The 12,939-nt window shown below is 59.5% G+C and carries 11 protein-coding genes; 7 read left to right on the top strand and 4 right to left on the bottom strand.

Translation table 11 applies throughout. The annotated features are described in order from the left end of the window. Positions 1 to 9: 9 nt before the first annotated feature. Together HMPREF3096_RS05710 and fes are read right to left on the bottom strand one after the other, a co-directional pair. Positions 10 to 213 (bottom strand): MbtH family protein, encoded by a 204-nt coding sequence (locus HMPREF3096_RS05710; RefSeq protein ID WP_004178967.1) that lies wholly within the window; start codon positions 211 to 213, stop codon positions 10 to 12. Positions 214 to 240: 27 nt separating this feature from the next. Next, a complete protein-coding gene (gene fes / locus HMPREF3096_RS05705; RefSeq protein WP_032729593.1) occupies positions 241 to 1,449 on the bottom strand; it encodes an enterochelin esterase in 1,209 nt (402 codons plus the stop codon). Positions 1,450 to 1,708: 259 nt separating this feature from the next. Here fes and fepA point away from each other — a divergent pair, with 259 nt between their 5' ends. Both fepA and entD read left to right on the top strand, forming a co-directional pair. Further along, positions 1,709 to 3,937, top strand: coding sequence for a siderophore enterobactin receptor FepA (fepA, locus tag HMPREF3096_RS05700; RefSeq protein ID WP_032729591.1), 2,229 nt, complete (start codon positions 1,709 to 1,711; stop codon positions 3,935 to 3,937). A 66-nt stretch (positions 3,938 to 4,003) separates the two neighbouring features. Then, entirely contained in the window at positions 4,004 to 4,633 is a 630-nt protein-coding gene (gene entD / locus HMPREF3096_RS05695; RefSeq protein WP_032729589.1) for an enterobactin synthase subunit EntD, read from the top strand. 34 nt (positions 4,634 to 4,667) lie between these two features. On the opposite strand, the gene HMPREF3096_RS05690 is transcribed toward entD, so the two are convergent. After that, a complete protein-coding gene (locus HMPREF3096_RS05690) occupies positions 4,668 to 5,603 on the bottom strand; it encodes a transketolase family protein (RefSeq protein ID WP_032729587.1) in 936 nt (311 codons plus the stop codon). After that, positions 5,596 to 6,426 (bottom strand): transketolase, encoded by an 831-nt coding sequence (locus HMPREF3096_RS05685; protein ID WP_008805574.1) that lies wholly within the window; start codon positions 6,424 to 6,426, stop codon positions 5,596 to 5,598. The genes HMPREF3096_RS05690 and HMPREF3096_RS05685 overlap by 8 nt, the downstream gene beginning before the upstream one ends. A gap of 374 nt (positions 6,427 to 6,800) precedes the next feature. Here HMPREF3096_RS05685 and HMPREF3096_RS05680 point away from each other — a divergent pair, with 374 nt between their 5' ends. From HMPREF3096_RS05680 to HMPREF3096_RS05660, 5 genes are all read left to right on the top strand, one after another. Then, positions 6,801 to 7,751, top strand: a complete 951-nt coding sequence (locus tag HMPREF3096_RS05680) for a sugar-binding transcriptional regulator (RefSeq protein WP_002893602.1) — start codon at positions 6,801 to 6,803, stop codon at positions 7,749 to 7,751. 349 nt (positions 7,752 to 8,100) lie between these two features. Further along, entirely contained in the window at positions 8,101 to 9,621 is a 1,521-nt protein-coding gene (locus HMPREF3096_RS05675) for an FGGY family carbohydrate kinase (RefSeq protein ID WP_032729585.1), read from the top strand. 159 nt (positions 9,622 to 9,780) lie between these two features. Further along, positions 9,781 to 10,716 (top strand): D-ribose ABC transporter substrate-binding protein, encoded by a 936-nt coding sequence (locus HMPREF3096_RS05670; protein ID WP_004176926.1) that lies wholly within the window; start codon positions 9,781 to 9,783, stop codon positions 10,714 to 10,716. 43 nt (positions 10,717 to 10,759) lie between these two features. After that, positions 10,760 to 11,380: a DUF2291 family protein gene (locus tag HMPREF3096_RS05665; protein WP_004176927.1), complete on the top strand. Its 621-nt coding sequence runs from the start codon at positions 10,760 to 10,762 to the stop codon at positions 11,378 to 11,380. Position 11,381: 1 nt separating this feature from the next. Then, positions 11,382 to 12,926 carry a sugar ABC transporter ATP-binding protein gene (locus HMPREF3096_RS05660; RefSeq protein ID WP_002893593.1) on the top strand — a complete coding sequence of 515 codons (1,545 nt, stop codon included), beginning with the start codon at positions 11,382 to 11,384 and terminating at the stop codon, positions 12,924 to 12,926. Positions 12,927 to 12,939 lie beyond the last annotated feature (13 nt).

Here is a 12,939-nt window from a genome sequence, read left to right as displayed (position 1 = left end):
GTCAGCTCCTTATGACGCATGATGGGCGGGGGTCAGGGTTGACCAGTTGGCCGCCAGCCAGGCGTTGCAGGCCTCGGCCGACTGCGGGGGGCACACCACCGCCCAGCCGGCAGGCAGGTCGCAGTGCGCCGGCCACAGGCTGTACTGCTGCTGATCATTGCGCAGAATGTAAAACTGCCCTTGCGGATTGTCGAAGGGGTTACTGAATTGCATATCAAACTCCTGTCGTAAAGCGCGGTGCTAAGGGTGCGACAGCAGAGGCTGCCAGAGCTGGATAAGCCCTGCCGTCAGCCCGCCGCGCCAGCAAAGCGCATCATGCCCGCCGTCAACCTGACGCCAGAAAATCGTCTGCTGTGTCGTAGTGAGTTGCGCCAACAGCGCCTGGTTGGCGCGAAAAATAATCGGTTCACGCTGGCCCGCTTCCAGCCAGATGCGCAGCCCGGCCGCGGACACCTCACCCTGGCGAAGCTGTTCGCCGATAAAGCCCGTCCCGCGGCCATCACGGTGCGGCCACCAGTAGGAGCCTGACTGGCTGAGTACGCAGCCAAAGCGCTGCGGCCAGTTGAGGGCGGCGAACATCGCCGCCAGGCCGCCGAAGCTTTGCCCGGCCACCACTGTCCGCTCCGGGCGGTCGCTGAACGGGGCATGGCCGCGGATCAGCGGCAGGAGCTCCTCCTGCACCGCCAGCCAGAAATCGCGGTGACAGGGCAGCTCAACCCCGCGGCGCTGGTTGTCGATCGCATCGATCAGCAGGTAGACCGCCGGCGGCAGACTCCCCTCGTTGGTCAGCGCGGCCAGCGGCGACCACACCGGCATGCTCTCGGCCCAGAACTGGCCGTCGAGCAGGATCGCCAGGGGCCGCGTTTGCGGGTCGACGGCCTCGCCGGTGGTGTAGATCCAGACCCGGCGATGGTTGCCCAGACGCGCGCTGCGCCACTCAAGGCATCGGGCGGGAGGATGCGCCTCATTAAACTGGTCCCAGCCGGGCTGCGCGGGCGCCTGCGGCATCTCCAGGGCCGACACGCCATGGCCGCGTCCGCCCTGCCAGCTGTGCGGGTTCAGCGGATCGGCTATCGCCCGCGGCAGCAGTTTGCGCCAGCCTTCGCGCAGCAGCGCGCGGTCGGGCGCGTCAGCGCTGAACACCTCAGGGGAAAAATCATCGTCACGGTCGGAGGGAATAAAACAGTAGCTACCGCGCCAGGTCGGCGACAGGGTGGTTCGCCAGGACCAGGCGTCGGTCCCGGGCAGACGCGTCAGCGATTGCGGCCGCGCATTCTGATGGTGGTCGGTCACCCCGGTGATATAGAGCCATACCCGACGGCGCGGAGAGTGCGTTTCATCCCCCGCCGGATCCCGCCACCAGAACGTCACCTCGATGGCGTCATCCACTGCGCGGCACTGCGGCCCCTGCAGGGTTTGCCACCACTCCTCGCTTCCTGTCCTTAACATTCTGTCATTAACCCTATGTATAGCGTGACTTTTTTAATTAATTGTAATTCTTTATTGATAATATTATTGATAACTATTTGCATTTGCAATAGCGTATTAGCGCGCCGTGGGAAGCGCGTCTTTCACAAAACATGTCGAAGAGAGCTTATTCAGTTAGCGACGGAGTGCCTTTGCCCTCTTCCGGCAACATTTATGCCGCCTCCCCTCCCGGTGGGAAGGGGCGTTTGGGGAACGTGGCGACTAAAGAGCAGGAATAACAATGAATAACAGGATCAAATCCCTGGCCTTGCTGGTCAATCTGGGAATTTACGGGGTTGCTTTTCCGTTAAGCGCAGCGGAAACCGCCACCGACGATAAAAACAGCGCTGCTGAAGAGACCATGGTGGTCACCGCCGCCGAGCAGAATCTGCAGGCGCCGGGCGTCTCCACCATCACCGCCGATGAGATCCGCAAACGCCCGCCAGCGCGCGACGTCTCGGAGATCATTCGCACCATGCCGGGGGTCAACCTGACCGGCAACTCCACCAGCGGCCAGCGCGGCAATAACCGCCAGATTGATATCCGCGGCATGGGTCCGGAAAACACCCTGATCCTGATCGATGGCAAGCCGGTCACCAGCCGCAATTCCGTGCGCCTTGGCTGGCGCGGCGAGCGCGACACCCGCGGCGACACCAGCTGGGTGCCGCCGGAGATGATCGAACGCATCGAAGTGATCCGCGGCCCGGCCGCCGCCCGCTACGGCAACGGCGCCGCCGGCGGGGTGGTGAATATCATCACCAAAAAAACCGGCGATGAGTGGCACGGCTCATGGAACACCTATATGAACGCCCCGGAGCACAAGGATGAAGGCTCCACCAAACGCACTAACTTCAGCCTCAGCGGCCCGCTGGGCGGCGATTTCAGCTTCCGTCTGTTCGGTAACCTCGACAAAACGCAGGCCGACGCCTGGGATATCAACCAGGGTCATCAGTCCGAACGTACCGGGATCTATGCCGACACCCTGCCTGCCGGGCGCGAAGGGGTACAAAATAAAAACATCGATGGTCTGGTGCGCTGGGAATTCGCCCCGATGCAGTCGCTGGAGTTTGAGGCGGGCTACAGCCGCCAGGGCAACCTCTACGCCGGCGACACTCAGAACACCAACACCAACGACCTGGTGAAAGAGAACTACGGTAAAGAGACCAACCGTCTGTATCGCAACACCTACTCGGTCACCTGGAACGGCGCCTGGGACAACGGGGTGACCACCAGCAACTGGGCGCAGTACGAGCGCACCCGCAACTCGCGCAAAGGCGAAGGCCTGGCCGGGGGCACCGAGGGGATCTTTAACAGTAATCAGTTCTCGGATATCGATCTGTCGGATGTGATGCTGCACAGTGAAGTCAGCATCCCGTTCGACTATCTGGTTAATCAGAACCTGACGCTGGGCAGCGAGTGGAACCAGCAGCGGATGAAGGATAACGCCTCCAACACCCAGGCGCTGTCGGGCGGCAGCATCCCGGGCTACGACAGCACTGGCCGCAGCCCGTACTCGCAGGCGGAAATCTTCTCGCTGTTCGCTGAGAACAACATGGAGCTGACCGACACCACCATGCTGACCCCGGCGCTGCGTTTCGATCATCACAGCATCGTCGGCAACAACTGGAGCCCGTCCCTCAACCTGTCGCAGGGCCTGTGGGACGACTTCACGCTGAAGATGGGTATCGCTCGCGCCTATAAAGCGCCGAGCCTGTATCAGACCAACCCGAACTACATTCTCTACAGCAAAGGCCAGGGTTGCTACGCCAGTAAATCCGGCTGCTATCTGCAGGGTAACGACGACTTAAAAGCCGAGACCAGCATCAACAAAGAGATTGGCCTCGAGTTTAAACGCGACGGTTGGCTGGCGGGCGTCACCTGGTTCCGCAACGACTACCGCAACAAGATTGAAGCGGGCTATGCCCCGGTCTATACCAACGGCAGCGGCACCGACCTCTACCAATGGGAAAACGTACCAAAAGCGGTGGTGGAAGGCCTGGAGGGGACGTTGAACGTGCCGGTGAGCGAGACCGTCAACTGGACCAACAACATCACCTATATGCTGCAGAGTAAGAACAAAGAGACCGGCGATCGTCTGTCGATTATCCCGGAATATACGCTGAACTCTACGCTGAGCTGGCAGGTACGCGATGACGTTTCGCTGCAGTCGACCTTCACCTGGTACGGCAAGCAGGAGCCGAAGAAGTACAACTACAAGGGTCAACCGGTTACCGGCAGCGAGAAGAACGAGGTCAGCCCCTACAGCATCCTCGGCCTGAGCGCGACCTGGGACGTCACCAAATACGTCAGTCTGACCGGCGGCGTGGATAACGTCTTCGACAAGCGTCACTGGCGCGCGGGCAACGCCCAGACCACCGGGGGTACCACCGGCTATATGTATGGCGCCGGTGCCGAGACCTATAACGAATCGGGCCGCACCTGGTATATGAGCGTCAACACCCACTTCTGATAGCGGCTTCTCCCTCCCCCGCCCTTGCAGGATAAAGGGCGGGGACAACCGCGGTAACCTTGTCCTATGCGCATCCATCACGCCACGCTGCCGCTGGCCGGCTATACGCTGCAGCAGATCGACTTCGACCCGGCGACTTTCCAGCCTGAAGATCTGTTCTGGCTGCCCTATCACGCCAGTCTGAGCGGCTGGGGCCGCAAGCGGCAGGCGGAGCACCTGGCCGGACGCATCGCCGCGGTATACGCCCTGCGCGAGGTGGGGGAGAAACAGCCTCCCGCCATCAGCGACCAGCGCCAGCCGCTGTGGCCCACGCCCTGGTTCGGTAGCATCAGCCACTGCGCCCAGCGCGCGCTGGCGGTGATCGCCGATCGGCCGGTGGGCGTCGATATTGAGCGCCGGTTTACCCCCCAGATGGCGGCGGAGCTGGAGAGCAGCATTATCAGTCCGGCGGAAAAAACAGCGCTGCTGCGCAGCGGCCTGCCCTTCCCGCTGGCGCTGACGCTGGCGTTTTCGGCAAAAGAGAGTGGGTTTAAGGCGACGCCTGCGGCAAATCAGTGCGCGCTGGGGTTCGCCGATTTTCAGATCGTGGACATAACGGCAAGCACCTTAGCGCTTGAGTTTGCGGAGCAACGCTATCCCTTGCACTGGATAGCGTCGGAGGAGCAGGTCATCACGCTTTGCGCATTGCAGCAGTAAACGCCCGCGCTTCACGCGACGGGCGTTCAGTCCATCAGCCCCGTTTTTGCACCAGGGCAACGATGGCGGCGGCATCAAACCCGTGGTACTGGCGCATCCAGCCGCGATCGGCGGCGGCGGCGTACTCCCCGTCCGGGATCCCCAACCGCTGCAGGGCAATGCCCACCCCCGCTTCCGCCAGCACCTCCGCCACCAGGCTACCCAACCCGCCGTTGACGTTATGCTCTTCGACGGTGATCACTGAGCCACACGGCCGGAGCGCCGCCAGCAGCGCCGCGGTATCGCAGGGGCGGATCGACGGCACGCTGACCACTTTCGCCTGGATACCGAGGTCGGAAAGCTGCTGCGCCGCCTCCACCACTTCATGCACCGTCGAACCGGTGGCCACCAGCGCGACGTCCTCGCCTTCGCGCAGGGTCAACACGGCGCCGGGAACAAAGCGATACGACTCGTCAAGCAGCTCCGGCAGCGCCTTGCCATCGAGACGAATATAGACCGGGCCCTGATAAGCAAGAGCATAGTCGATGATCTGCCGACATTCGCGCGGCGTGGAGGGGGCGAAGATCTGGATATTGCCAAAGCCGCGCATCACCGCCAGATCGTCAATGGCATGGTGGGTGCTGGCCAGCGGGCCGTAGCTGGCTCCGGCGTTAAGGCCGAACAGCTTGACGTTGGTGTTGTTGTAGCAGACATCCACTTTGATTTGCTCATTGGCCCGCGAGATAAGAAACGGCGCGGCGTTACAGGTCACCGCCACTTTGCCGCCCAGCGCCAGACCGGCGGCGGTGCCGACCATGCTCTGCTCAGCGATGCCGACGTTCACCAGCCGACCGGGAAACTGCTTAATAAAGGGGGCGATTTTAGCCGTCGACGTGGAGTCGGCCACCACCGGCACCAGATCGACACCGCTTTCCACGGCGGCGATAAAGGCCTCGACCATGACGTTAGCCAGGTGTTCTGTATTACTCATCTTTCAGTTCCTCCAGCGCCAGAGCGATCTCTTCGCCTTTCGGCACCCGGTGGTGCCACTCCGGGCGCCCCTGGATAAAGGAGATCCCCGCGCCTTTCGTGGTGTTGGCAATAATAACGTTCGGTTTACCGTTCTGCTGTAGCCCCTCGATGGCCGCGACCACCGAGGCCATGTCGTTACCCTGGCACTCGCTGACTTCCATACCGAAGGCGCGCCATTTATCGGCCAGCGGATCGGTATTCATGATTTCGCGCGTCGGCCCGGCCAGCTGGAGGTTGTTCTTATCATTAATAATGACCAGGTTATCCAGACCGTAGTGCGCCGCTGCCAGGGCGGCTTCCCAGTTACTGCCTTCCGCCAGTTCGCCGTCGCCGGTGATCAAAAAAATGCGGCGGGTGCTGTTGCTTTTCTTCGCGGCCAGCGCCAGCCCCACCGCAACAGGCAAACCGTGACCCAGCGCGCCGGTGTTGAGCTCGATGCCCGGCGTTTTCTGCCGCACCGGGTGGCCGGGGAGATGGGAGTTGGCATGCTGGTAGGTCTCCAGCCACTCGACCGGGAAGAATCCCGCTTCCGCCAGGACGCAGTAGTAGCAGCCCACCGCATGGCCTTTCGACTGGATGTAGATATCGCGCTGCGGGTCGTCGAGCCGGTCCGGCGCGACGTTAAGGACGCGGAAATAGAGCGCGGTTAACAGTTCGACCTGCGAAAGGTCTGCCCCGGTGTGGCCGCCGGCCGGACTATTGGCGTTTAAGCGCACAATATGGCGCCGCACCGCGCGGGCTTTACGCTCCAGCGTCTGAATATCATATCTGTAGGGATTCATTTCACACCTCTGAATTTATTTTCAGCATGGAATATTTATTCCAGCAAGGACTAAAAAAACCAGATATCCCCATGCCGGGTGGTAAGCCTTCTGCCACAGCGCCCTACTCAGGAACATTCTGCCTCCCGCTCCAGGCGAAGCCCGGATAAACACATTGACTCGAAATCGCCTTGAATATATATTCAAAAATGATTCTTTATTCGATTATGGCCTGGCTGTTTTGTTTTTGTCCATAGTCGATTTTGAGGATTGGCAAAAGTTAGACGCCTGTCACACTTAAGTCTGATTTTTTTTCGCGTATGATAAAAGTCACTACGATAATGGCTGCAGCTAACCGCCTGAAGAAAGGCGATAAATGATTTTCGAGGATTAATATGGCTAAGCAGGATGAACAACGGCTATTGGTTAAGATTGCCACGCTTTACTATCTGGAAGGACGAAAGCAGTCTGATATCGCCCAACTTCTCTCGCTGTCTCAGTCATTTGTCTCCCGCGCCATTACCCGCTGCCAGAAAGAAGGCGTCGTCAAGATCAGCGTCGTTCAGCCGTCCAACATCTTTCTGAAGCTCGAAAAAGGGCTTGAGGATCGCTACGGCCTTAAGCAGGCGGTGGTGGTGGATACCGAGGAAGAGGCCAGCGATCATACCATCAAGCGGGCGATTGGCTCCGCTGCCGCCCACTATCTGGAAACCCGGCTGCGGCCAAAAGATCTGATTGGCGTCTCCTCGTGGAGCTCAACCATTCGCGCGATGGTCGATGAAGTTCATGCGCAAAACCTGAAAGCCAGCGGCGTGATCCAGCTGCTCGGCGGCGTCGGGCCAAACGGTAACGTGCAGGCGACGATTCTTACCCAGACCCTCGCCCAGCGCCTGAATTGCGACGCCTGGCTGCTGCCTTCACAGAGCATCGAGGGATCCATGGAGGAGCGCAACCGGCTGCTGGCCAGCAAAGATGTCGCTGACGTGGTGTCGCGCTTTGATGAAGTGGATATCGCCATCGTCGGCATCGGCATTCTCGAACCCTCCCAACTGCTGAAAACCTCCGGTAACTACTATCACGAAGATATGCTGCAGGTGCTGGCGGCGCGCGGCGCGGTGGGTGATATCTGCCTGCACTACTACGACAAAAACGGCCATCCGGTGTTACGCGATGATGAAGATCCGGTGATCGGTATGGCGCTGGAGAAGGTCAAAAAATGCCCGAACGTGGTCGCGCTGGCCGGCGGTACCGATAAAGTCGCGGCCATCAAAGGCGCCCTCACCGGCGGCTACATTGATGTTTTAATCACCGATTATCCTACCGCTCGCATGCTGGTTAGCGACTAACCTGCCGCGCTGCTTTTCCTCACTGCCGCCCTGACGTGCTTTTTTAGCTTCAGGGCTGGCTCTGTTAATGCATTTAAATTCAATCAGTTAATCAACCACTCCAGCCGCCAACTGCCGCTTTCGCCGATCGGCGAAATGTGATTGCCAGCACAATTGATGATTTTTCCGGTAGCCCGTCACCGGGTTTGTGGCTTAAGGTATCAAATAAATAATCACTATCGAATATATATTCAGTGATTAAAAAGATGATAACGAAATGTCACAACATGGCCTGCACAGACGCAGGAGACGGTGGGAGATATTCCTCGTCTTCGCGGTTCCAGGACACCGAGTGACCGAGGAGAGCACGATGCAGGCGACAGCAAAAGAGTTCATCATTGCCCTGGATGAAGGCACCACCAACGCCAAAGCGGTGGTGCTGGATAGCCGGGGCAAAGTTATCGTCAAATTCTCGCAGCCGCTGGCGATCCAAACGCCGCGCGACGGCTGGGTGGAGCAATCGGGCGAAGCGCTGGTTACCGCCTCGCTGGCGGTGATCGCCAGCGCGGTGGCCCACGTTGGCGCGGAAAACGTCGCCGCGCTGGCCATCAGCAACCAGCGGGAAACCGCCATCGGCTGGTATCGCGACAGCGGTGAACCGATTAACGCGGCGATCACCTGGCAATGCACCCGCAGCGCCGCGTTCTGCGACACACTGCGTCACGATCGCCAGGAACAGCACATTAAGCGTGCCACCGGCCTGCCAATCGCCCCGCTGTTCTCGGCCTCCAAAATGCGCTGGCTGCTGGATGCGACTGTCGATGGCCACCTGCGTGCCGAACGCGGTGAGATTTGCCTCGGCACCATCGACAGCTGGCTGCTGTGGAATCTGACCGCTGGAGAAGCCTTCTGCTGCGACTACTCCAATGCCGCCCGCACCCAGCTGCTGAACCTGCACCGCGGCGAGTGGGACGACGAGATGCTGGCGCTGTTCGGCATTCCGCGCGCGGCGTTGCCGGACATTAAACCGTCGAGCGGCCTCTTCGGCCATACCAGAGGACTGGCCGCCATTCCGGACGGTATTCCGATCATGGCGATGATCGGCGACTCCCACGCGGCACTGTTCGGCCACGCGCTCGGCGAGGCAGGCTGCGTCAAAGCCACCTACGGCACCGGCTCTTCGGTCATGGCCCCGGTCAAATCGGCGAAGTGCGATATCGACGCGCTGGCGACCACTGTCGCCTGGCACGATGGCGACCAGCTGGTGTGGGGCCTGGAAGGGAATATTCCCCACACCGGCGATGCCGTCGCCTGGATGGCGGACAGCACCGGACTGAGCGAACTCTCTGCCGCCGAGCTGGCCCATGAGCTGAATACCCTCCCCGCCTCCGTCGACTCAACCCTCGGGGTCTACTTCGTGCCGGCACTGACCGGTCTTGGCGCGCCCTGGTGGGACGACAGCGCCCGCGGCGTGATTTGCGGCCTGAGTCGCGGGGTGAAACGCGCGCATCTGATCCGTGCGGCGCTGGAGTCCATCACCTATCAGATAGCCGACGTGGTGGTAGCGATGCGTCAGCATGAAGAGTTCAGCCTGACGGCGTTGATGGTGGACGGCGGGCCGACCAACAATGACTGGCTGATGCAATACCAGGCCGATCTGCTCGGCTGCCCGGTGATGCGCAGCGACGTGCCGGAGCTGTCCGCCATCGGCGCGGCGTTACTGGCCCGCAAAGCGCTCCATCCGGGGTCGACCGCCGATCTGCAGGCCTTCTTAACCGAACACAGCACCTTTCAGCCCGACATGGCCCGCCACCAGCGTTTACAAACGCGCTGGCAGGAGTGGCGCCATGCGGTCGACCGAACATTATGGAAACCGGACTCGCCAGCCTGACCGCCAGACTGCGCGATGACACGCATTCACTTATCACAGGAGAAACCCGGCCCATAACGATATCGCTATCCCCGAATACATCAGGGGAAATTTCAGACCGTAAAAGCCTGCCCGCTCAGGGGCTCATTTGTTCGAATATAAAAATACAGGAACAGAGTCATGAAATTACGTATAACCCTTTTAACCGCTGCTACCCTGACCGCCTTCTCCTTTGCCGCGCACGCCGCGGAGAAAGGCACCATTATGATCATGGTCAACTCGCTGGATAACCCGTATTACGCCTCGGAAGCCAAAGGCGCCAGCGAAAAAGCCCAGGCGCTCGGCTATAAAACTACCGTGCTGTCCCATGGCGAAGATGTCAAAAAGCAGAATGAGCTTATCGACACCGCGATTGGTAAAAAAGTGCAGGGCATTATTCTCGATAACGCTGATTCCACCGCCAGCGTCGCCGCCATTGAAAAAGCCAAAAAAGCCGGCATTCCGGTGGTCTTAATTAACCGCGAAATTCCGGTTGATGATGTGGCGCTGGAACAAATTACCCACAATAACTTCCAGGCCGGCTCTGAGGTCGCCAACGTCTTCGTGGAAAAAATGGCGGAGAAAGGCAAATACGCCGAGCTGACCTGCAACCTCGCCGATAATAACTGCGTCACCCGTTCTAAATCTTTCCATCAGGTCATTGACCAGTATCCGGATATGGTCAGCGTGGCGAAACAGGATGCCAAAGGCACCCTGATCGACGGCAAACGCATCATGGACAGCATCCTGCAGGCTCACCCCGACGTGAAAGGCGTCATCTGTGGCAACGGGCCGGTAGCCCTCGGCGCGATTGCGGCGCTGAAAGCAGCCAACCGTAGCGATGTGATCGTCGTCGGCATCGACGGCAGCAACGATGAGCGCGACGCCGTGAAAGCCGGCACCCTGCAGGCAACCGTGATGCTGCAGGCGCAGGCCATCGCCGCTCAGGGCGTCACCGATCTGGATAACTACCTGCAAAAAGGCGAGAAGCCGGCGAAGCAGCGCGTGATGTTCCGCGGCATTCTGATTACCCAGGATAACGCCGATAAAGTCCAGGATTTCAACATTAAGTCCTGAGTTCGGGTGGTTGCGCCCCTGCGGGGGCGCAGAGGAGAGCATTATGTTTAAGAAAACCTGTCTGACGCTGGCCGTACTGGCGCTAGGGGGCTGTCGCATCGTCTCGCAGCAGGAGCTGGCAGACCTGAAATCCCCGCCCAACCCGCATATGGCGAATATGGATAAAACCTGGCAGCAGAGCATCGTACCGCAGGTGGTGACGAAAGCGCGTCCGGCGGCGGAACTGATGAGCGCGCTCAAGGCGGCAAAAGACATTGATAGCGCCTGCAAAACCCTCGGCTACCGTGCGCAGGATGAAAACCCCTGCATCTTCTACGTCAAGGTTTCAGGCACCGTCAGCAAACTCGATACCGCCTCGCGCAGCGGCAAAATGACCCTGTCCGACGCCAGCGTCGGCAAGGTGACGGTGCAGATTGGCCCTACCCTGCGCGGCACCCAGCTGCGCGACGGCTACAGCGGCGCCAGCTATCAGGACTTTAATGACCAGGTGCTGTTCGGCGAGTACAGCAAGAATATCAACAGTCAGGCGGTCAAAATGATTCAGACAGCCAACGTCAAAACCGGCGACAGCGTGGAGGTGTACGGCGTCTTCTCGGCCTGGGATATTCCGCAAACTCTCCCGGAAATTACCCCGGCGAAAATCATTCATGCGGGGGGACAATAATATGGCGCCGCACGATCTCGTCGCTCCCCAGCCCGTTGAGTCCGAAGTGATTATCGAAACCCGCGGCCTGTCGCGCGTCTATCCCGGCGTGACCGCCCTGGATAATGTCAATTACCGGGTCTATCGAAATAAGGTCAACGTGCTGATCGGAGAAAATGGTGCGGGTAAATCCACCATGATGAAAATGCTTGCCGGTGTGGAAACGCCCTCTTCCGGGCAAATTATTCTCGATGGCGAAGCGGTTTCATTACAGTCGACGCATCAGGCAGAAAAACTGGGCATCAGTATTATTTTTCAGGAACTGAATTTATTCCCCAATATGAATGTGATGGACAACATCTTCATGGCGAATGAATTCTTTCAGAAAGGACGCATTAACGAAAAATACCAGTACGCGCTGGCCAAATCGCTGCTGGAACGGCTGGAGCTGGATGTCGATCCTTATGCTCCGCTGGGTGAACTCGGTATCGGCCACCAGCAGTTAGTCGAGATTGCCCGCGCCCTGTCGAAAGACACCCGGGTGCTGATCATGGACGAACCCACCTCGGCGCTGAGCCAGTCTGAGGTCAAAGTGCTGTTCAAAGTGATCGCGCAGCTTAAACGCCGCGGCGTGACCATCATCTATATCTCGCATCGCCTCGAAGAGCTGATGGAGATTGGAGACAACATCACCATTTTCCGCGACGGTCGTTTTATCAGCGAGCGTCACGTCAGCGACGCCAGCGTTCCGTGGATCATCGAGCAGATGGTCGGTGATAAGAAAAAACACTTTGATTATCAACCGGCGCCGAAAGGCGACGCAGTGCTTGACGTCAAAGGGCTGACCGCGCTGCATCCGAGCGGCGGCTACAAACTTAATGACGTCACCTTCACCCTCAGCAAAGGCGAAGTGATCGGTATTTACGGCCTGCTGGGCGCCGGGCGCACCGAGCTGTTTAAAGGTCTGGTCGGCTTGATGCCCTGCCAGCGCGGCGAGGTGCATCTTAACGGCGAAAGCATCGGCAAATCTCGCTTTCAACAGCGCCTGAAAAAGGGGCTGGCGCTGGTGCCGGAGGACCGTCAGGGCGAAGGCGTGGTGCAGATGATGTCGATTCAGGCCAACATGACGCTCTCTGATTTCAGCCTGCAGGGGTTCCGCCGCGCCTGGCGCTGGTTGAATCCGCAGAAAGAAGAGTCCTGCGTGAAAGAGATGATCCAGCAGCTGGCGATCAAGGTCAGCGACGCCACATTGCCCATCACCTCGCTGAGCGGCGGCAATCAACAAAAAGTGGTGCTGGGTAAAGCGCTGATGACCCAGCCGCAGGTGGTGTTCCTCGACGAACCGACGCGCGGCATCGACGTCGGCGCGAAAACCGACGTCTATCACCTGATCGGCAAAATGGCCCAGCAGGGGCTGGCGGTGATGTTCTCATCTTCGGAGCTGGATGAGGTGATGGCCCTTGCCGACCGCATCCTGGTGATGGCCGATGGCCGCATTACCGCCGATCTACCGCGTCACGCGGTGACCCGCGAACAGTTAATCGCGGCCTCAACACCTCAAGATTAATCAGGCTGGAATC

The sequence above is a fragment of the Klebsiella sp. HMSC25G12 genome (assembly GCF_001807705.1).
Taxonomy (GTDB): Bacteria; Pseudomonadota; Gammaproteobacteria; order Enterobacterales; family Enterobacteriaceae; genus Klebsiella; species Klebsiella variicola.
The sequence above is the reverse complement of the archived record's forward strand: the minus strand, read 5'-3'. Positions and strand labels throughout refer to the sequence as shown.

Excerpts from the sequence above, each read along its gene's own strand:
- fes (WP_032729593.1), bottom strand. The coding sequence starts at position 1,449 with ATGTTAAGGACAGGAAGCGAGGAGTGGTGGCAAACCCTGCAGGGGCCG.
- HMPREF3096_RS05660 (WP_002893593.1), top strand. The coding sequence starts at position 11,382 with ATGGCGCCGCACGATCTCGTCGCTCCCCAGCCCGTTGAGTCCGAAGTG.
- entD (WP_032729589.1), top strand. The coding sequence starts at position 4,004 with ATGCGCATCCATCACGCCACGCTGCCGCTGGCCGGCTATACGCTGCAG.
- fepA (WP_032729591.1), top strand. The coding sequence starts at position 1,709 with ATGAATAACAGGATCAAATCCCTGGCCTTGCTGGTCAATCTGGGAATT.
- HMPREF3096_RS05675 (WP_032729585.1), top strand. The coding sequence starts at position 8,101 with ATGCAGGCGACAGCAAAAGAGTTCATCATTGCCCTGGATGAAGGCACC.
- HMPREF3096_RS05690 (WP_032729587.1), bottom strand. The coding sequence starts at position 5,603 with ATGAGTAATACAGAACACCTGGCTAACGTCATGGTCGAGGCCTTTATC.
- HMPREF3096_RS05665 (WP_004176927.1), top strand. The coding sequence starts at position 10,760 with ATGTTTAAGAAAACCTGTCTGACGCTGGCCGTACTGGCGCTAGGGGGC.
- HMPREF3096_RS05680 (WP_002893602.1), top strand. The coding sequence starts at position 6,801 with ATGGCTAAGCAGGATGAACAACGGCTATTGGTTAAGATTGCCACGCTT.
- HMPREF3096_RS05685 (WP_008805574.1), bottom strand. The coding sequence starts at position 6,426 with ATGAATCCCTACAGATATGATATTCAGACGCTGGAGCGTAAAGCCCGC.
- HMPREF3096_RS05670 (WP_004176926.1), top strand. The coding sequence starts at position 9,781 with ATGAAATTACGTATAACCCTTTTAACCGCTGCTACCCTGACCGCCTTC.
- HMPREF3096_RS05710 (WP_004178967.1), bottom strand. The coding sequence starts at position 213 with ATGCAATTCAGTAACCCCTTCGACAATCCGCAAGGGCAGTTTTACATT.